The 18,726-nt window shown below is 70.1% G+C and carries 15 protein-coding genes; 6 read left to right on the top strand and 9 right to left on the bottom strand.

Going from position 1 to position 18,726, the window contains the following annotated elements:
• The first annotated feature begins 80 nt into the window (after positions 1-80).
• The 3 genes from CHAN_RS05125 to CHAN_RS05115 are packed head-to-tail and all read left to right on the top strand — an operon-like array spanning position 81 to position 2,952.
• Positions 81-1,073, top strand: a complete 993-nt coding sequence (locus CHAN_RS05125; protein WP_048742309.1) for a FecCD family ABC transporter permease — start codon at positions 81-83, stop codon at positions 1,071-1,073.
• Entirely contained in the window at positions 1,070-2,170 is a 1,101-nt protein-coding gene (locus tag CHAN_RS05120; RefSeq protein ID WP_048742307.1) for a FecCD family ABC transporter permease, read from the top strand. The genes CHAN_RS05125 and CHAN_RS05120 overlap by 4 nt, the downstream gene beginning before the upstream one ends.
• Positions 2,167-2,952, top strand: coding sequence for an ABC transporter ATP-binding protein (locus CHAN_RS05115; RefSeq protein ID WP_048742304.1), 786 nt, complete (start codon positions 2,167-2,169; stop codon positions 2,950-2,952). Before CHAN_RS05120 ends, CHAN_RS05115 begins: the two co-directional genes overlap by 4 nt.
• Here CHAN_RS05115 and CHAN_RS05110 read toward each other — a convergent pair.
• From CHAN_RS05110 to CHAN_RS05100, 3 genes are all read right to left on the bottom strand, one after another.
• Positions 2,936-3,334 (bottom strand): chorismate mutase, encoded by a 399-nt coding sequence (locus CHAN_RS05110; RefSeq protein ID WP_290292515.1) that lies wholly within the window; start codon positions 3,332-3,334, stop codon positions 2,936-2,938. The two genes, CHAN_RS05115 and CHAN_RS05110, sit on opposite strands and share 17 nt — an antisense overlap.
• A gap of 143 nt (positions 3,335-3,477) precedes the next feature.
• The gene (locus CHAN_RS05105) at positions 3,478-4,500 is read right to left on the bottom strand and encodes a 3-isopropylmalate dehydrogenase (protein ID WP_290293342.1); all 1,023 of its coding nucleotides are present in this window, start codon (positions 4,498-4,500) and stop codon (positions 3,478-3,480) included.
• An 83-nt stretch (positions 4,501-4,583) separates the two neighbouring features.
• Positions 4,584-5,513, bottom strand: a complete 930-nt coding sequence (locus CHAN_RS05100; RefSeq protein WP_290292512.1) for a hypothetical protein — start codon at positions 5,511-5,513, stop codon at positions 4,584-4,586.
• A 145-nt stretch (positions 5,514-5,658) separates the two neighbouring features.
• Between CHAN_RS05100 and CHAN_RS05095 the strand changes: the two genes are divergently transcribed.
• Positions 5,659-6,600: a hypothetical protein gene (locus CHAN_RS05095; protein ID WP_290292509.1), complete on the top strand. Its 942-nt coding sequence runs from the start codon at positions 5,659-5,661 to the stop codon at positions 6,598-6,600.
• A 65-nt stretch (positions 6,601-6,665) separates the two neighbouring features.
• Here CHAN_RS05095 and CHAN_RS05090 read toward each other — a convergent pair whose 3' ends face one another.
• The 4 genes from CHAN_RS05090 to CHAN_RS05075 are packed head-to-tail and all read right to left on the bottom strand — an operon-like array spanning position 6,666 to position 11,929.
• Positions 6,666-8,348 (bottom strand): dipeptide ABC transporter ATP-binding protein, encoded by a 1,683-nt coding sequence (locus tag CHAN_RS05090; RefSeq protein ID WP_082144430.1) that lies wholly within the window; start codon positions 8,346-8,348, stop codon positions 6,666-6,668.
• Between the two features lie 50 nt (positions 8,349-8,398).
• On the bottom strand, positions 8,399-9,376 hold the full coding sequence (locus tag CHAN_RS05085; protein WP_082144420.1) for an ABC transporter permease: 978 nt from the start codon (positions 9,374-9,376) through the stop codon (positions 8,399-8,401).
• Positions 9,369-10,295, bottom strand: coding sequence for an ABC transporter permease (locus tag CHAN_RS05080; protein ID WP_048742294.1), 927 nt, complete (start codon positions 10,293-10,295; stop codon positions 9,369-9,371). Before CHAN_RS05080 ends, CHAN_RS05085 begins: the two co-directional genes overlap by 8 nt.
• 5 nt (positions 10,296-10,300) lie before the next feature.
• Positions 10,301-11,929, bottom strand: a complete 1,629-nt coding sequence (locus tag CHAN_RS05075) for a peptide ABC transporter substrate-binding protein (RefSeq protein ID WP_290292501.1) — start codon at positions 11,927-11,929, stop codon at positions 10,301-10,303.
• Between the two features lie 293 nt (positions 11,930-12,222).
• On the opposite strand from CHAN_RS05075, the gene CHAN_RS05070 reads away from it, so the two are divergent.
• Positions 12,223-13,362 (top strand): GTP-binding protein, encoded by a 1,140-nt coding sequence (locus CHAN_RS05070; protein WP_290292498.1) that lies wholly within the window; start codon positions 12,223-12,225, stop codon positions 13,360-13,362.
• 327 nt (positions 13,363-13,689) lie between these two features.
• A complete protein-coding gene (scpC, locus tag CHAN_RS05065) occupies positions 13,690-15,201 on the top strand; it encodes a succinyl-CoA:acetate CoA-transferase ScpC (RefSeq protein ID WP_048742291.1) in 1,512 nt (503 codons plus the stop codon).
• A 67-nt stretch (positions 15,202-15,268) separates the two neighbouring features.
• Here the strand turns inward: scpC and CHAN_RS05060 are convergent, their stop codons facing one another.
• Both CHAN_RS05060 and CHAN_RS05055 read right to left on the bottom strand, forming a co-directional pair.
• Positions 15,269-17,071, bottom strand: a complete 1,803-nt coding sequence (locus CHAN_RS05060) for an ABC transporter ATP-binding protein (protein WP_290292492.1) — start codon at positions 17,069-17,071, stop codon at positions 15,269-15,271.
• A gap of 1 nt (position 17,072) precedes the next feature.
• Positions 17,073-18,713 carry an ABC transporter transmembrane domain-containing protein gene (locus tag CHAN_RS05055; RefSeq protein ID WP_290292488.1) on the bottom strand — a complete coding sequence of 547 codons (1,641 nt, stop codon included), beginning with the start codon at positions 18,711-18,713 and terminating at the stop codon, positions 17,073-17,075.
• Positions 18,714-18,726: the final 13 nt, after the last annotated feature.

Here is an 18,726-nt window from a genome sequence, read left to right as displayed (position 1 = left end):
ATCACATGTCACACACAACCGTCCGGGCCCCGAGCGCCGGAGTCGCGGGCGCACCATGCCGCCGGCGCAGATCCGGCTGGGTGATCGCGCTGCCCGTGCTCATCATCGCGGCCTCGGCACTGAGCCTGGCCATCGGCTCGAGGCCGATGTCGGCCGACCAACTGGCCGATGCCATCGGGCCGGCCCTGGAGTCCCTGCGCACCGGGTCGCGCGGCGGGTCGGACGGCGAGATCATCGCCAACCTCCGGGTGCCCCGCACCATCCTGGCGTTGTCCGTGGGCGCCGCGCTCGGCGTGGCGGGGGCGATCATCCAGGGCCACACCCGCAATCCCCTCGCGGAGCCCGGGATTCTCGGGATTTCCGCCGGCGCCGCCTTCGCGGTGGTCGCGGGGACGCTGCTCGCCGGCTCGCTGTCCACTCCGGCGACGGCCGCCCTGGCCTTCGTCGGCGCGGCGATCGCGGCATTCGCGGTGTTCGGCGTGACCTCCTTCGGGGGCGGGCTCAACCCGCTGACGCTCATCCTCGCGGGCGCAGCCATCACCGCCCTGCTCGCTTCGCTGACGTCCGCGCTGGTCCTGTCGGATGCGCGGGCCCTCGACCGGGTGCGGTTTTGGACGGTGGGGTCGGTGGCCGCCGGCGATCTGGGGGTGGCGCTGACCATCGCCCCGATTCTGGCGATCGGGATCCTCGCGGGATTCGCCACGGCCCCGACGCTCAATCTCCTGGCCCTGGGCGACGACGTCTCGGCGGGGCTCGGCGTCAACGTCCCGGTGGCCCGGATCGCGGCGATGGTCATCGTCGCGGTTTTGGCGGGGGCCTCGACGGCCGCGGCGGGGCCGATCGGCTTCGTCGGGCTGATGGTCCCCCACCTGGTCCGCAGTTTCACGGGGCCGGACCATCGTTGGCTGCTGCCGGCCTCGGCGGCGGCCGGTGCCGCGCTGCTCACCTTCGCCGACGTGGTCGGGCGCGTGATCATCCCTTCGGGCGAACTCGAGGTCGGCGTCGTGCTCGCGTTCGTCGGCGCCCCGTTCTTCATCGCGGTCGTGCGCCGCAGGAAGTTGGTGACGGCATGACCCCCAAATTGATCGGCCCGCCGGTGGTGCCGGGGCGTCCGCCCCTGCGGTTCGCTGGCATGTCGGCGGTGTGGCGGCCGCGTGCGGCCCTCGCCGCCGGTGGCCTCGCGGTCCTGTGCTTGGCGACGGTCGTCGTCGGCCTGGGCATGGGCGACTACGCGATTTCGCCGGCCCGCGTCATCGAGGTCCTCTTCGGCGGCGGCTCCTCGCTGGACCGGACGGTGGTGCTGGGTTCGCGCCTGCCCCGGGTGGTGGGCGGCGTGATCGTGGGCGCCGCCCTGGGCATTGCCGGGGCGTTGACGCAGTCGATCGCGCGCAATGCGCTGGCCAGCCCCGATGTCCTGGGCATCACCGAAGGCGCCTCGGCGATGGCGGTGACGATCATCGTCGCGGGCACGGTTCTCGGCGGCGGCGGTTACGGGGCGGCGGCGCCGACGCTGTCGGGCGTCGGCATCCCGCTCGCCGCGTTCGCCGGCGCGTTGACGGTGACGGCGGCGATCTGGCTGCTGGCGTGGCGCCGCGGCGTGGATCCCTTCCGGCTGGTGCTGATCGGCATCGCCGTGTCGGCGCTGCTGCAGGCGTACATCATCTACTTGATGGCGGCGTCCGATCTGCGGGATGCGGCCGCGGCGCGGACCTGGCTGTCCGGCAGCCTGTCGGGGGCGTCGTGGTCGGGGCTGGCGGCGGTGGCGCTGTGCGTCGCCGTCGCCATGGGCCTGTTCGGGTGGATGGCGTTTCGCCTGTCCGTCCTGCAGCTCGGGCCGGCGACGGCGTCGGCCCTGGGCGGCCGGGTCCAGCTCAGCCAGGTCGCCCTGTTGCTCGTGGCCGTCGCATTGGCCGCGTCGTCGGTGGCCGCGGCGGGCCCGATCGGATTCGTGGCCTTCGTCGCGCCCCAGTTGGCGCTGCGGCTGGCCGGCGTACCGTCCCCTCCCCTGGCCACGTCCGCCGCGGCGGGTGCCGCGCTGGTGACGGTGGCCGACGTCATCGCCCGCGGCATCGCGCCGTGGGAATTGCCGGTGGGCATCGTCACCTCGGCCATCGGCGCCCCGTTCCTCATCCATCTGCTCATCCGCTCGAATCGGAGGACCACCGCATGACCACAACGACCGAAATCGGAATCAGGGCGCGCGGGCTGCGGGCCGGTTACGGCGGAGGCGTCATTCTCGATGGCGTCGACGTCGACATCCCCAAGGGGGCCGTCACCACGGTGATCGGCCCCAACGGCTGCGGGAAGTCGACGCTGCTGAAGTCATTGGCGCGCACGCACCCGGCGGAGGGCTCCCTGCACGTCGATGGGCGCGACGTGACGTCGGTGGCGCGGCGGGAGCTGGCCCGGATGGTGGGGATGCTCCCGCAATCGCCGTTGGCCCCGGATGGGATCGTGGTGGCGGATCTCGTGTCCAGGGGGCGCCATCCGCATCAGAGTTGGCTGCGCCAGTGGTCGGGGTCGGACGAGATGGAGGTCGCGGAGGCCCTGGCCTTGACCGGCATCTCGGATCTGGCGGAGCGCCCGTTGTCGTCGTTGTCCGGCGGGCAGCGCCAGCGGGTCTGGATTTCGATGGTGCTGGCCCAGCAGACGCCGACCCTGTTGCTCGATGAGCCGACCACGTACCTCGATCTGGCCCACGCCATCGACGTGCTCAAGCTGGTCGGCACTCTGCGGGACCGCCTGGGCCGCACGGTCGTGATGGTCCTCCACGACCTCAACCTGGCCGTGCGCCACTCGGATCATCTGGTGGTCATGCACGAGGGGGCGATCGCGGCGACCGGGTCGCCGGGGCAGGTGCTCACGGAGGGTTTGCTTGCCGACGTCTTCGGCCTGGATGCCCTCATCGTGGAGGATCCGGTTGCGGGCGGTCCCCTCATCGTCCCGCGGTGACCCGCGGGGCGGTGCTCCGGGCCCGCAACAGGCGGTGCGCCCCCAGCTGATGGTCGATGGATGCGGCGATCAGAGCGCGGTAGGTGGGTTCGGCGATGTCGTGGGACAGCCCGTTTTCATCAGCGAGGGCCTTCACCTTGCCCAGGACCTCGTCGACGCGTTCGGGCGCCCGCACCGCCTCTTCCCCGGATTCCCGTTTCACGAATGCGGCGAGGGTGACCCAGTGCTGGCGGCGTGCGAGCAGGGCGACGATCTCCTCGTCGAGTTCGTCGATGTTGCGGCGAAGGGTGCCCAGGGTGGCACCCGCTTCCCAGTCCGCCTTCGCCGAGGCCATTGCGCGCTCGAGGTCGAAGCCGTGCCGGGTGTGGTCTGCGTGGGACATGCTGAATCCTGACGGTGGAAAAGGTTGGGACCTACTTCATGACTGGACTAATCTTAGCCTAACCTGACCCACCGTAGGGCAATCCCCGGCGCCGTTCCATGGGGCGGCGCCACCTCCGCCCCATGGACGCTTGCGGAGTGGACCTACCCCTGCGCGACGGCGGCCGCGATGCGGTCGCCGACCTCGGCGGTCACGATGGGCGCGTCACCGCGGGCGGCGACGTCGGCCTCCACCGCGCGCTCGATGCGGGCGGCGTCGTCCTCGCGGCCGAGGTGGCGCAGCATCATCGCCCCCGAGAGGATCGCGGCGGTGGGGTCGGCGATGCCCTGGCCGGCGATGTCCGGCGCCGAACCGTGGACCGGCTCGAACATGGAGGGGTTCGTGCGGGAAGCGTCGATGTTGGCGGACGCGGCGAGGCCGATGCCGCCGGAGATCGCCCCGGCCTCGTCGGTGATGATGTCGCCGAAGAGGTTGTCGGTGACGATGACGTCGAAGCGCGACGGCTGGGTGACCATGTAGATGGTCGCGGCGTCGATGTGGCTGTAGTCGACGGTGACCTCGGGGTACTCCCGCGCGACCTCGTCGACGGTGCGCTGCCACAGGCCGCCGCCGTGGACCAGCACGTTGGTCTTGTGCACCAGGGTCAGGTGCTTGCGGCGGGTCATGGCCAGCTCGAAGGCGTAGCGGACCACGCGCTCGGCACCGAAGCGGGTGTTCACCGAGGTTTCGTTGGCGACCTCCTGCGGAGTTCCGACGCGGATCGCCCCGCCGTTGCCGGTGTAGGCGCCCTCGGTGCCCTCGCGCACGACGACGAAGTCGATGTCGCCCGGGTTCTTCAGCGGGGATTCGACGCCCGGGTACAGCTTCGACGGGCGCAGGTTGACGTGGTGGTCGAGGGCGAAGCGCATTTTCAGCAGCAGGCCGCGCTCCAGGACCCCCGGCGGCACCTTGCGGGGGTCGCCGATGGCGCCCAGGAGGATCGCGTCATGCTCGCGCAGGCTGTCGAGGTCGGCGTCGGTGAGCAGCTCGCCGTTGCGTTCGTAACGGCGTGCGCCCAGGTCATACTCGGTGGTCTCGAAGTCGCCGATGGTCGCGCGGAGGACCTTGAGGGCCTCGGCGGTGACCTCGGTGCCGATGCCGTCGCCGTCGATGACGGCGATCTTCAGCGTGCCGGTGGTGTCGCTCATTGTCGCGGGGATCCCTTCTCACTATATGGACTCCCCAATCCTACCAAATGAGACGCACGCCATCAGCCGGGCGGACCCGAATTGCACAGATCCTGCCAGAGCTCCTCACCGCATTCCTGGCGTCCGTAGAGACCACCGCAGCACCTCTCGCCCATCAGAGCCCGCTGCGCTTCGGGCGTTTCCACGCACTCCCGGGCAAATCCCACCGAACCATCGCTGTACTCGGCGGGGCCGGGCGTCCCCTCGATGCACCTGACGACGGTCGGCGCCGCCGCGGGCTGCGCTCCGGCGCCAGCTCCGGCCCCCGGCGCCGACGCCGACTGCCGGTATTCGTGGACGTCGTAGACGACGTCGCCGAGATTGCTCACGTCCGACGACGACAGGAACTCCCATTGCGGCGTCGCGCAGTTCGTCAGCAGCATCCACCCCCGCGACGTCCTCTCGGAGGCGACGACGTCCCGCACCGAATTGATCAGGCTCGCGTTCAGCGACACGTTGTCGTTCGCGGCCCGGAACACCACGAGGTACATCGCCGCACCGCAGGAGTTCATCGACATCGGCCACTGCCCTCCGTCGAGCGTCGCCTGGCTCGCCTCTTGCCCTTCGAACACGCGGACCCGCCCATTCGTCGACCGCTCCCGGCGGTAGCCGCCCCACGTGTCCACGGCCTCGGGCGCGGGCCCCGACATGACGACGTCGAACCCCGCCCCCTCCAGCATCGCCGCCGAATCGACGGCCGGGGCTTCTTCGGTGCTCTCCGTCTCCGGCGGCGGGTCGCCCGTGTCGGACGTCGGCGCCGTCGCCGACGTTTCCGAGGCCTTCCCCTCGCCCCCGTCGCCTCCCCTGAGCACGGCCACGGTGACGGCCACGGATACGGCGATCACGGCGAGCAGCGCGACGACGATGATCGTCCCCCGCAGCGCCGGCGACATCCTGGCCGAACCGGTTCCCCGATCATCGTCGTCAAGCGGATCTTCGTCGGCGCGCGCCATGGTTCTCCGGCCTCCTCGGATGCACGGGCGATTCTTGTTTCCCGTTCGAGAGTACCCGCGTTCACCCTGCCCGTCCCTCCCCCGTCGCGTTGCCCCCGTGACTGCACTTCTGCGGACACGCGCCCGCCGGGCTAGTTTGCGGGCCATGGGGGAAACGACGACGGCGCGGCCGTCACTGGGAATGATCATCCGCACGCTGAAATGGTCCGGCATCCGGGTCGAGGTGATCGCCGACGACGGCGACGGGGCCCGCCTGAAACTGGGCGACGGAACCATCTTCGACACGCACAATCTCGAGCACATTCTCGGCGGCGCACCGCGCACGAAGTGGCGGCGCATCATCGAGGACTTCATCAAGCCGGCGATCGACGGCGTGCCGGATTTCCCCTCGATCGACGAGGTGGATCTGCTGAAGAACACCTACTCCCGCCTGGTGTGGGAGCTGCCCGCCGAGGTCGGGCCAGAGGCCTACACCTACTCCCGGAAGTTCGGCCCGTTTCATGAAGTGCTGCAAATGAAGATGGGACAGCATCTGGCGTACCTCTCCGACCTCCAGGTGGAGGGCAGGGACCTGGATCTGCTTTACGACGCCGCCCGCAAGAACACCGAGCTGCTGCACTGCGACGTCGACCTCATGGCCCACCCGGAGACCGGGGCGATGCTGTGGTCGTTCAAGGGAGACTCGAATCTGGTGGCTTCGAAGCTGCCGTTCGTGCCGGCGGCGATCCGGAAAGTCATCGGCGGCGTTCGCCGTGAGTCGCGATGGGGCGACTCCCTGGGCCACGGCCTGTTGTTCGCCATTCCGAACCGCCACGAGATCCTCGCCACCGGCTTGGCCGAGCCGTGCGACCTGACCGCCATCGAGCTGCTCATGAAATTCTCCGCCGACGCCGCCGATCCGACCGGCATGCCCGGGGTGTGGTTCATGCATTGGGACGGCGGCGAGATGGAGATCGAGGCGGTGACATACGGGACGCATCCGATCGCGGGCGAGATGCGACTGTCCGACGGCGCGTTCCGCGAGGCGATCCTGCAGCTGGAGGACGAGATGGACGATTGGGAGGCGTGGAACGAGCCGGAGGACTGACCACCGTAACGCCGACGACGCCCGCCCCGGCCTGGATGGCCGGGAACGGGCGTCGTCAAGCGGGGCTACCCCGCGTGGAGCTCGATGCTGCCGCCGGGGATCGAGTCGATCAGGCGGCGGGTGTACTGCTCCTTCGGGTTCTCGAAGAGCTCATCGGTGCGGCCGGTCTCGACGATCCTGCCCTTCTCCATCACCAGCACCTGGTCGGCGATCTGCTTGACCACCGCCAGGTCGTGCGTGATGAACAGGTAGGACAGCCCGAGTTCGGCCTGCAGCGAATTGAGCAGGTCGAGGATCTGCGACTGCACGAGCACGTCCAGGGCGCTGACCGCCTCGTCGCACACCACCAGCTCCGGGTTCAGCGCCAGGGCGCGGGCGATGGCCACGCGCTGGCGCTGGCCGCCGGACAGCTCACCGGGATAACGGTGCGCCATCTGCCGGGGAATGGACACGCGGTCGAGCAGCTCGTTGACGCGCGCCTGCCGCGACTTCTCGTCGCCGATGCCGTGGATGCGCAGCGGCTCCGCGATGGTGTTGTACACCGAGTACATCGGGTCGAGGGAACCGTACGGGTTCTGGAAGATCGGCTGAACGCGGCGCCGGAAATCCAGTTCGCCGGACTCTCCCCGCCGGCCGGCGCAGCGCTCGGCCACGTCGATGCCGTCGAAGGTCGCCGTGCCCGACGTCGGTTCCAGCAGCCCCAGCACCATCTGGGCGACCGTTGACTTGCCCGAACCGGACTCGCCGACGATGGCCGTCGTGGTGCCGCGCGGCATGGAGAACGACACGTCGTCGACGGCCGTGAACTTGTCCTTCCGCCACGGGCGGCTGCCCGGGACGTCGAACACCTTCGTCAGCTCGCGGACCTCGAGGATCGGCACCTCGGGCGCGACGTCGTGCTCTTCCACGACCTCCGTCGCCTGGACCATCGCCTCCTCGCGGACCTCCGCGCGGAGATCGAGGACATCATCGCGCCGGGCGCGCAGCGACGGGGCCGCCGCGACCAGGCGCTTGGTGTACTCGTGCCGCGGATCCTGCAGGATCTCGAGGGCCGGGCCCCACTCGACCACGTGCCCCTGGCTCATGACGATGATGCGCGAGGCGCGCTCCGCCGCCAGGCCCAGGTCGTGGGTGATCAGCAGCACCGCCGTGCCCAGCTCCTCGGTCAGGCCGTCGAGGTGGTCCAGGATCTGCTGCTGCACCGTCACGTCCAGCGCCGACGTCGGCTCATCGGCGATGAGCAGCTTCGGCCGCGCCGCCAGCCCGATGGCGATGAGCGCACGCTGGCGCATGCCGCCGGAATACTCGTGCGGGTACTGGTCGATGCGGCGGGCGGCGTCGGGAAGCCCGGCCTCCTCCAGCAGCTCGATCGCCCTGGCGTGGGCCTTCGAACCGGAGGCGATGCCGTTGGCGCGCAGCGACTCCTTGATCTGGTGGCCGACCTTCCACACCGGGTTCAGGTTCGACATCGGGTCCTGCGGGACCAGGCCGATCTGCGCCCCGCGCAAGGCGGTCATGCGGCGGTCGCCGGCGTTGGTGATGTCCTCGCCGTCGAAGGTGATCGTGCCGCCGGTGACGTGCCCGCCGCCGGGCAGCAGCCCGATGATCGAATGCGCCAGCGTCGACTTGCCGGACCCCGACTCGCCGACGACGGCCACCGTCTCGCCCGGATAAATGTCCAGGTCGACGCCGAAGACCGTCGGCGACGGGTTCTTCTTTCCGCCGAAGGCGATGTCCACTCCGCGCATCGACAGCAGCGGCGCCGGTCCCGACGCGTGATCGGGCTGAGGTGATTCCGTCACTTCTTCCTCTCCTTCGGGTCCAGCGCGTCCTTGACCACGTCGCCGAGCAGGATGAAGCCCAGCACGGTCAGGGCCAGGGCCCCGGCCGGGTAGAACAGCGTCTGCGGCGACTGGCGCAGGGTCTGCTGGGCGACGGAAATGTCGTTGCCCCAGCTCACCTCGGTCGGCGGCAGGCCGATGCCCAGGTAGGACAGCGTCGCCTCCGCGACGATGTAAATGCCCAGCGAGGTCGTCGCCATGACGATGATCGGCGCCAGGCAATTCGGCAGGACGTGCCGCAGCAGGATGCGCCCGCCGGACAGCCCCAGCGCGCGCGACGCCATGACGTACTCGTTGTTCTTCACCGACAGCACCGCCGACCGCACCACGCGGGCCATCGACGGCCAGCCGAACAGCGACAGCACCAGCGTCACCGTCCACACGTCGCGCTGCGGGAAGACCTGCATCAGGACGATGCCGGCCAGCAGCAGCGGGATGGCGAAGAAGATGTCGGTGACGCGCGACAGGACGGAGTCGAGGAGTCCCCCGACCCAGCCCGCGGTCGCGCCGATGAGGATGCCCAGCAAGGTCACCAGCAGCGTGACGCACACGCCGACGATCACCGACGGGCGCGCGCCGTGGATGACGCGCGAGTACACGTCGTAACCCTGGCGGGTGAAGCCGAACGGGTGCCCGTCGGTGGGCGCGCCCAACGAGTTGCGCAGGTCCGCGGCGCGCGGATCCACGGACGTGAACAGGCCGGGGAACAGCGCCATGAGCGAGACGAACGCGATGATGGCGATGGAAACCCAGAAGAGGGGGCGACGGCGCATGCGCCGCCACGCCTCCCCCCACATGCCCAGGGGCACGGTGTCGGGGAGCTTCTGGTCGCGGGTGAGCACGTCCTCGGTGGACACGGGCGCATGGCCGCGCCGCAGCCTCGGGTCACCGTCGGCGATGCCGGTGCCCGCGGGGACGTTTCTTGGATCAGGCATATCGGATCCTCGGGTCGAGTGCGGCGTACAGCAGGTCGATGAGCAGGTTGGCCACCATGTAGATGATCACCAGGACGGTGACCACGCTGACGACGGTCGGGGTTTCGCCGATGACGACCGACCTGTAGATCAGGCCGCCGACGCCGGGGATGTTGAAGATTCCCTCGGTGACGATCGCCCCGCCCATCAGCGCCGCCAGATCCGCGCCGATGAACGTCACGACCGGGATCAGCGAGTTGCGCAGAACATGCGAGCCCACGACTTCCCGGCGGGACATGCCGCGGGCGTAGGCCGTGCGGACGAAGTCCGAGCCGACCGCCTCGGCGACCGAGGATCTGGTGAGTCTGAGCACGTACGCGAAGGACACCAGCCCCAGCACCGCGGCGGGCATGATCAGGTCGATGAAGCCGGCGTTGCCGCCCACCGTCGGCGGGACCACCGCCCACTTGATGCCGAAGAGGAACTGGGCGACGAAACCGATGACGAAGATCGGCACGGCGATGATGAACAGCGACGCCACCAGCACGGTCGAATCGAACCAGCCGCCCTTGCGCAGGCCGGCGACGACGCCGAAGCCGATGCCGAAGACCGTCTCGATCACCAGGGCCATCAGCGCCAGCTTGATGGTGACGGGGAACGCCTCCGCCAGCACCGTGGTGACGGGGCGACCGGAGAAGGTCTGCCCGAAATCGAACTGGAAAATCCCGCCGACGTACATCAGGTACTGCACGATGAAGGGCTTGTCCAGGTTGAATCGCTCGCGGAGCTCGTTTTCGACCGCCGGCGTCAGCGGCTTGTCGCCGGCCAACGCCTGGATCGGGTCACCCGGGGTCAGGAACACCATCGCGTAGATCAGGAAGGTGGCCCCGAAAAACACCGGGATCATTTGGAGCAGCCGCTTGCCGATGTACCACGGCACTGCGGTCAGCCCTTCTTCATGGGCGCGTAATCGAACGTGCCGTTCCACATCATCTCGACGCCGGACACGTCCGGGTTCCACGCGTACGCGGTCTTGGGCACCAGCAGCGGGATGGCGGGCAGTTCGTCGACCAGGATCTCCTGGGCGCGCTTGTACAGGGCATTGGCCTTGGCGTCATCGGTCTCGGCCGAGGCCTCCTCCAGGAGCTTGTCGAACTCGCGGTTGGAGTACTTGCCGTCGTTGGACGAGCCGTTGGTCTTGAACTGGGGCTCGAGGAAGTTGGCGACGGACGGGTAGTCCGCCTGCCAGCCGGAGCGGAACGCCGCGCCGACGGTGCCGTTGGTGACGTCGTCGCGCAGGCCCTTGAAGATCGGGTACGCCTTGCCGGTCGCCTCGATGCCGAGGGTCTTGGAGATGCCGTTGGTCACCGCTTCGACCCAGGACTGGTGGTCGCCGTCGGCGTTATAGGCGAGCTCGAACTTGCCGGACCACGGCTTGATCTCGTCGGCCTTCTTCCACAGCTCCTTGGCGCGCTCGGGGTCGTACCCGATGGTCTTGGAGGAGTCCGGGGACTCGATGCCCGGCAGGGTGGGCACGGCGAAGTCGACCGGCGTCTGGGCGGCGCCGGAGAAGATGGAGTCGATGATCAGCTGGCGGTCGAAGGCGAGGGAGATCGCCTGGCGGCGCAGCTTGCCTTCTTCGTCATTTCCGAAGTGCGGGAGGTTCTGCGGGATGACGAAGGTCTGGGACCGCATCGCCGCGAGCTCGCCGTTGGAATCCGGGAAGTCGTTCTTGTAGGTCGACAGCGCGGCGTTCGAGACCGGCCCCATGACGTCGAGCCGACCGGACTGGAGGTCGGCGTAGGCGGTGTCGAGGTTCTGGTAGAAGATGAAGTTCACGCCGCCGTTGGCGGGCTTCTCGCCCGCGAAGTCCTCGTTGACCACGGTCTTCAGGCCGACGTTGTGCTGCCATGCGGAGTCGGATTCCAGCTTGTACGGGCCGTTGCCGATGGGCGCCTCGCCGTAGGCCTTGACGTCGTCGAAGGCGGCCTTCGGCCACGGGGAGTACGCCGTGTAGCCCAGGCGCTTCGGGAAGGAGGCCTCGGGGCTGGACAGCTTGATCTTGAACTCGGTGTCGGAGACCTTCTCCAGGCCGGACAGCTTGTCCTCGGTGGCGCCTTCCTCGGAGACCTTGTCGTAGCCCTGGATGTTCTCGAAGAAGTACTGCTGCTTCTGCGCGTTCTTCGAGGCGGCGGCGTAGTTCCAGGCGTCGATGAACGAGTCCGCGGTGACCTTCTCGCCGTTGGTGAACGTCCAGTTGTCCTTGAGCTTGACGGTGAACTCGGTGGCGTCGTCGTTGGCGTCGATGGAGTCGGCGACCGCCATCTCGGTCTCTCCGTCGTTCTTGTAAGTCACGAGTCCGGTGTACAGCGTGTCGAGGATGTCGCCGCCGCAGGTTTCGTTCGTGTCCGTGGTCAGCAGCGCGGCCTGGGGCTCGCAGCCGTAGGCGTTGATGATGGCGGATCCGTCTCCGCCGCCTCCCCCGCTTCCGTCGTCGGAGCTGCACGCGACCATCGCGGCGCTCGCCGCGATGGCGGTGAGCCCGGCGAGGATCGCCTTCTTCTGTGACTTCATGGTCCTGCCTTTCGTCGGGCCGGGGTTGTGCCCCGGGACTGTGGGAAGCTTCCGGCCTCCGCTGTTGGGTGGCGCCGGGGAGCGGCTCCGCCGGTGAAATTATGGAAAGGGTGAGAACTCCGTGATTCACCTTTGTAAACCGTGAGTTGCACATTAGTCCGTTCCACCTACTGTTGTGACTCAGTTCACCCCCGATGTCAACCTTCCGTTCAGGTCACATTCAGGTAAAGGTCACCCATCGGGCATTTCGCGTCTTGTTGCAATCGGTTTTCATTTACGTGATGATGTCCCCCATGTCGAATACGAACCCCGAGGGCCCCACCTCCTCCGCCGACGCCGTCGGCACTCGGACCCGGACCCGGACCCCCGTCACCGTCCTCTCCGGCTTCCTGGGCGCCGGCAAGACCACCCTGCTCAACCACCTCCTGGCCAACCGCGCGGGCCGCAAGCTCGCGGTGATCGTCAACGACTTCTCCGAGGTCAACGTCGACGCCGACCTCATCGCCGCGGGCTCCCACCTGACCCGCGGCGAGGACCGCTTCGTCGAGCTGTCCAACGGCTGCATCTGCTGCACGCTGCGCGAGGACCTCGTGGAGGGCGTCGGCGCGCTGGCGCGCTCGGGCGAGTACGACCAGATCGTCATCGAGTCGACGGGCATCTCCGAGCCGATGCCGGTGGCCGCGACGTTCGAGTGGGAATTCGAGGACGGCACGCGCCTGGCGGACATCGCGCCGATCGACACGATGGTCACGCTCGTCGACGCCTCCCAGTTCCTGGACATGCTGCGCTCCGGCACGGCGCTGGCCGACGCCGACCGCCAGGCCACGCCGGACGACGAGCGCACGGTCTCCGACCTCCTCGTCGACCAGGTCGAGTTCGCGGACCTCATCCTCATCACCAAGACCGACCTCGTCGACGAGCGGCTGGCCCGGGCCACCGAGGACGCCGTGCGCGCCATGAATCCCCGCGCGCGCATCCTGCGCGTCACCGACGGCGAGGTCGGCGCCGGCGTCGTCCTCGACGCGGGGCTTTACGACGAAGCCACCGCCGCGACCTACCACGGTTACGCCGAGGAGCTGGCCAACCCGCATACGCCCGAAACCGAGGAATACGGCATCTCCTCCGTGACCTTCCGCGGCGACCGCCCCTTCGACAGGGACCGGCTCGTCGCCGCGCTGCGTTCGACCCGCGGGCTGGTCCGCTCGAAGGGCCACTGCTGGATCGCCGATCGCCTGGAGATCGCCCAGGTGTGGAGCCAGGCCGGGCCGAACCTGTCCATCCAGCCGGCGGTGGAGTGGGCGCGCACCGACGTGGCCCCGTCCAACGAGGTCGTGCTCATCGGCGTGAACTTCGACGCCGACGCCGCGCTGGCGGCCTTCTCCGACGCGATGCTCACCGACGAGGAGACGATGGCGCTGCTGGCCGAGCGCTGAGCCCGCGGGGGGGAGCGCCGGCACCGGAAAACGCCCGCCGGACTACGTCCGCTCCCCCTCCATTCGGGGCCACCGGGGCCGTGGGGCGACTCACGTGCCCCGGTTCACGCTGTTCGCGCGATTGTGGCCCACGACACCCTCCGGCGCCTGGGGCACCCGACGTCATGCCTTCTCAACTGCGCCTATGATGGAATACGCCGTTCGCATGGTAGGTTCGCCGACAAACCGATGCGAACCGGGGACGCTCGCGCGGTCGCCATGACCGGGGAGGTCCCGGAAACGGGTCGGCGGTTTTCAAGGACGAACATCCACATTTCAGGAGGAACAATGTCGGAACGCATCGCGCACGCTGGTTTGCGCGGCAAGGTCATGACCGCTGATGAGGCCGCCGGCTTCATCAACCCGGGCGACATGATCGGATTCTCCGGCTTCACCGGCGCGGGCTACCCGAAGGAGCTGCCGGGCGCGCTGGCCAAGCGGATCACCGACGCGAAGGAGCGTGGCGAGGAGTTCCGCGTGAAGGTGCTGACCGGCGCCTCCACCGCCCCCGAGCTCGACGCCGCCCTGGCCGAGACCGGCGGCATCGCCTGGCGCATGCCGTACCAGTCCGACCCGAGCATGCGGAAGGCCATCAACGACGGCACGTCCTACTACTCGGACATGCACCTGTCGCACTCGGGCCCGCAGACCGAGCAGGGCTTCTTCGGCAAGCTCAACGTCGCGGTGGTCGAGGCGACCCGCATCACCGAGTCGGGCTCCCTGGTCCCGACCTCGTCGGTCGGCAACAACGTGTCCTACCTGAAAGCCGCGGACAAGATCATCGTCGAGGTGAACTCCTGGCAGTCGCTGGGCCTCGAGGGCATGCACGACATCTGGAACGCGGGCCTGCCGCCGCAGCGCCAGATCATCCCGATCGTCGACTCGGGCCAGCGCATCGGCACCACCGCCATCGAGATCGACCCGAGCAAGGTCGTCGCCGTCATCGAGACCAACGCGGCCGACCGCAACTCGCCGTTCAAGCCGCTGGACGACGACTCCAAGGCCATCGCCGGCCACCTGATCGACTTCTTCGAGAACGAGGTCGCCCAGGGCCGTCTGCCGGAGAACCTCCTGCCGCTGCAGTCGGGCGTCGGCAACATCGCCAACGCCGTCCTCGCCGGCCTGCTGGACTCGGACTTCGAGAACCTGACCTCCTACACCGAGGTCATCCAGGACGGCATGGTCGAGCTGCTGGACAAGGGCACCATGTCCGTCGCGTCGGCCACCTCGTTCGCGCTGTCGCCGGAGGCCGCCGAGCGCATGAACGACAAGGCCGAGGAGTACGCCAAGAAGATCGTGCTGCGCCCGCAGGACGTCTCCAACAACCCGGAGGTCATCCGCCGTCTCGGCGTGATCTCCTGCAACGGCCTGATCGAGGCCGACATCTACGGCAACGTGAACTCGACCCACATCATGGGCACGAAGATCATGAACGGCATCGGCGGCTCGGGCGACTTCACCCGCAACGCCTACATCTCCACCTTCGTCTCGCCGTCGACGGCGAAGGGCGGCGACATCTCGGCGATCGTGCCGATGGTCTCGCACCACGACCACACCGAGCACGACGCGATGGTCATCATCACCGAGCAGGGCCTCGCGGACCTGCGCGGCCTGGGCCCGCGCCAGCGCGCCCGCGTGGTCATCGACAAGTGCGCCCACCCGGATTACAAGGACGCGCTCACCGAGTACGTCGAGCGCGCGGAGAAGAGCGGCACCTCCGCCCTGCACACCCCGCACGATCTCCAGGAGGCGCTGGGCTGGCACCGCCGCTTCGTCGAGACCGGCACCATGAAGCAGTAGTTCTCCCCCGCTTTACGACGCCCGGCCCGCGCATTCCCACCCCGGAGTGCGCGGGCCGGGCGTTTTCCTATGACTGGCGCCTGCGCCCCTCCGACCACGCGGCCCACAGCGCGGCGTAGCGGCCGCCGGCGGCGACGAGGGCGTCGTGGGCGCCGGATTCGACGATGCGCCCGCCTTCCATGACCACGACGCGGTCGGCCGCCGCGGCCTGGTCCAGCCGGTGGGCCACGATGAGCGCGGTGCGGCCGCGGGTGACTTCGTCGGCGGCCCGCGCCAGGGAGCCGGCGCCGGCGGACCCGGCTTCGGCGGTGGCTTCGTCCAGGACGATCACGGGCGGGTCGGACAGCAGCACGCGGGCCAGGGCGACCTGCTGGGCGGCGACGGGGTCCAATCGGAGGCCGCCGTGGCCGACGATGGTGTCCAGGCCGTCGGGGAGGCGGCGGTGCCAGCCCGCGCCGACCCGCTCGAGCGCGGCAAGGACGGCGTCGTCGCCCGCGTCCGGCGCGGCCAGGGTGAGGTCGTCGCGCAGGGTGCCCTCGAAGACGTGGACTTCCTGGGTGACCAGGGCGACGGTGCGGCCGCGGGCGGCCTCGGCATCGCGGGTCAGGTCGTGCCCGCCGACCATGACGGTGCCGGCGTCGGAGATGCGCAGGCCGGCGACGATGGCGGCGAGCGTGGATTTCCCGGCGCCCGAGGACCCGACCAGCGCGACCGTCTCCCCCGGCGCGATGGCCAGGTCGATTCCGGACAGGGCGCTGCCGCGGCCGTAGGAGAAGCCCACGCCCCGCAGCTCCACGCCGGCCGCCGGGTCGGGCGCGGCGTCGGCGTGGTCCGGTCGGCGCTCGCGCAGGACGCCGACGATGCGGGTCAGGGACGTCACGCCGGATTGGGCGACGTCGAGGACCATCACCATGCGGGTCAGCGGCGCGAACAGGCGCATGAACAGCAGCATCGCGGCGGTGGCCCCGCCGATGGTCGTGTGTCCCGCGCGCACCAGGTGGAAGCCCAGGACCAGGGTCGACGCCATGCCCAGGTATTCGGCCAGGTGCATCCGCGCCATGATGACGTTGTTGGTGATGCGCGCGTCGACGCCGTGGCGGACGACCCGCCAGCTCCACTCGGCGATCCCGGCGCGCCGCAGGCCGGCCAGCCCGAAGGCGCGGACGGCGGGCAGGCCGTGGATGGTCGACAGGACCATGCGGGCGCGCTCGGCCATCGCGCCGCGCTCGGCGGCGTAGACGGCGGGTGCGGTGCGCAGGTACCCGCGCACGGCGAGCACGTGGACGGGGGCGACGACCAGGAACGCCACCATGAACCGCGGGTCCACGGAGCCGACGCCCGCGATGGACACCAGCACCGTGAACGCCGCCCCCGCGGCGATGGGCAGGGTCTGCGTGACGGCGTCGGACACCCGGGCGACGTCGTCGGTCGCGCGGGAGACGACGTCGCCGGCGCCGGCCCGTTCGACGCGTTCGACGGGCAGGCCGAGGGCGGTGGCGACCATGTCCTCGCGCAGGTCGGCGATGGCGGTCTCGGCGAGCCGCGCGACCATCCGGAAGCCGAGCGCCGACAGCACGCCGGAACCGATGGCGGCGGCGATCATGCGCAGCGTCAGCCATCCGATGGCGCCGCGGTCGCCGCCGCCGGCGACCACGTCGACGATGCCGCCCATGAGTTTGGGCACCAGCACACCGCACCATGCGGCGGCGACGAGCACCGCGACCGCCGCGAGCAGCCGGAGCCGGCGGCCGCGCACCAGCGTGCGCAGGTGCCGCAGGGTCTCCCCCGCGCCGGCCACCGGGAATCGGTCGGCGGTGGTCGCCGCGTCGCGGCCGTCGGCGAGGAATACGGTCCGGTTCCTGCCGCGCATGTCACGCCACCTCCATCTCGGCGGCCCAGGCGGGCGCCGACGTCAGGACGACGGTGGTCCGCCCGGCCCTGTGCTTTGCGACGCCCCTCGCCACCCGTTGCTCCGTCACCGAGTCCACGGCCGTGGTGGGATCGGCCAGCACGAGCGCCGGTGGATCCGCCAGCAGCGCCCGCGCGAGGGCGATGCGCTGGCGCTGCCCGCCCGAGAGCATGACGCCGGCGTCGCCGATGCGGGTGTCCGCGCCGTCGGGCAGCACCTCGATGACGTCGGCGCAGCCCGCGGCCGCCAGCGCGGCGTCGATCTGCGGCCCGGTCGCGTCGGGGCGCACGGCCAGCAGGTTCTCGGTGACGGTGCCGTCGAAGAGGTCGGCGGAATGCGGTGCGGTGACCACCCGGCGCAGGACCGAACCGAGTTCGGCCTCCGCCAGATCGACCCCGTCCACGGCGAAACCGCCGGGCTCCGGGCGGTGCGCGAGGGTGAGCGCGTCGACGATCGCCGCCATCTCCCCCGCGTCGGCCGGGATCACGCGGTGCGCCCCCGGCGGAACGACGGTGCCGCCGACGAGGAGTTCGGCGGGCTCGTCGTCACGCGCATCCGCGCCCGCCGGGGTGCCGTCCTCCGAGGCAGCGTGGGGCTCGCGCAGCAGGCCCAGGACCCGCTCCGCCGACGCCACCGACGTGGCCCACACGGCGGAGGCGTTCTTGCCCAGGGCGGTCATCGGGTCGATGATGAACTGCGCCAGGCCGACGACGGTGATCAGCTCGCCGACGGTCAGCCGGCCCTGCAGCGCGGCGATGCCGGAGCCCGCGGCGACGAGCGTGACGAAGACGCCGCCCAGCACCTCCACCCACCCGATCAGCCGGGCCTCCGCGTCGACGGCGTGCACCGTCGCGTCGAGCGCCTCGCGGGACCGGTCCCGGTAGCGGCCGGCGGCGGTGCGGCGCGCGCCCAGGCCCGCGAGCGTGCGGAACCCCGCCACCAGGTCAGCCGCCGTGGCCGAGGCCCGGGCGGCGGCGGCTTGGCGACGCCCCACGCGGCGCCGCAGCGGCGCACCCGCCGCCATCGACCCCCACGTGAGCAACGCGCCGCCCACGAGGACCACCAGTCCGATCGGGACGGAGACGGTCAGCAGGATCACCGAGGCGAAGACCAGCGCCGCGACCTCCGCCACCGGGCGCAGGCCCACGATGACCGCCCGCGCGGTGTTCTGCGCGTCGGTGGTGGACACCGTCAGCAGCGCCCCCGGAGGGCGGGCGCCGTCGGCGAACCCCCGGCGATCGACGATGCGGTCGGTCAACTGCATGCGCAGCGCATGCTCGACCGAGAGCATGGCGATGGTCGCCAACCGCCCGCCGAAGCGCGCGGCCACGTCCAGGACCAGGAACACCGCGGCGAGCACCAGCATCCACCGCCACAGCGCCGCGGAATCGCCGTCCGCGATGGCGGTGTCCACCGTCCGGCCGGCGACGACGGGGACGAGGGCCTCGCACACCTGGTGGACGATCATCAGCAGCATCGCCGGGATGGTCACCGGCTTGCGCGAGAACATCACGCGCAGCTGGTAGACGGTGGGCGACGTCGACTCGTCGAACGCGGGCGGCGCGATCGGCGGCGGCGTCACCGGGGCGGTGATCAGCGGCACGGGACCTCCTGGC

Source organism: Corynebacterium hansenii (genome assembly GCF_030408795.1).
Lineage (GTDB): Bacteria > Actinomycetota > Actinomycetes > Mycobacteriales > Mycobacteriaceae > Corynebacterium > Corynebacterium hansenii.
The sequence above is the reverse complement of the archived record's forward strand: the minus strand, read 5'-3'. Positions and strand labels throughout refer to the sequence as shown.

Coding starts and splice junctions, on each gene's coding strand:
- CHAN_RS05120 (WP_048742307.1), top strand. CDS start 1,070: ATGACCCCCAAATTGATCGGCCCGCCGGTGGTGCCGGGGCGTCCGCCC.
- CHAN_RS05115 (WP_048742304.1), top strand. CDS start 2,167: ATGACCACAACGACCGAAATCGGAATCAGGGCGCGCGGGCTGCGGGCC.
- CHAN_RS05110 (WP_290292515.1), bottom strand. CDS start 3,334: ATGTCCCACGCAGACCACACCCGGCACGGCTTCGACCTCGAGCGCGCA.
- CHAN_RS05100 (WP_290292512.1), bottom strand. CDS start 5,513: ATGGCGCGCGCCGACGAAGATCCGCTTGACGACGATGATCGGGGAACC.
- CHAN_RS05095 (WP_290292509.1), top strand. CDS start 5,659: ATGGGGGAAACGACGACGGCGCGGCCGTCACTGGGAATGATCATCCGC.
- CHAN_RS05090 (WP_082144430.1), bottom strand. CDS start 8,348: ATGCGCGGAGTGGACATCGCCTTCGGCGGAAAGAAGAACCCGTCGCCG.
- CHAN_RS05085 (WP_082144420.1), bottom strand. CDS start 9,376: ATGCCTGATCCAAGAAACGTCCCCGCGGGCACCGGCATCGCCGACGGT.
- CHAN_RS05075 (WP_290292501.1), bottom strand. CDS start 11,929: ATGAAGTCACAGAAGAAGGCGATCCTCGCCGGGCTCACCGCCATCGCG.
- CHAN_RS05070 (WP_290292498.1), top strand. CDS start 12,223: ATGTCGAATACGAACCCCGAGGGCCCCACCTCCTCCGCCGACGCCGTC.
- scpC (WP_048742291.1), top strand. CDS start 13,690: ATGTCGGAACGCATCGCGCACGCTGGTTTGCGCGGCAAGGTCATGACC.
- CHAN_RS05060 (WP_290292492.1), bottom strand. CDS start 17,071: ATGCGCGGCAGGAACCGGACCGTATTCCTCGCCGACGGCCGCGACGCG.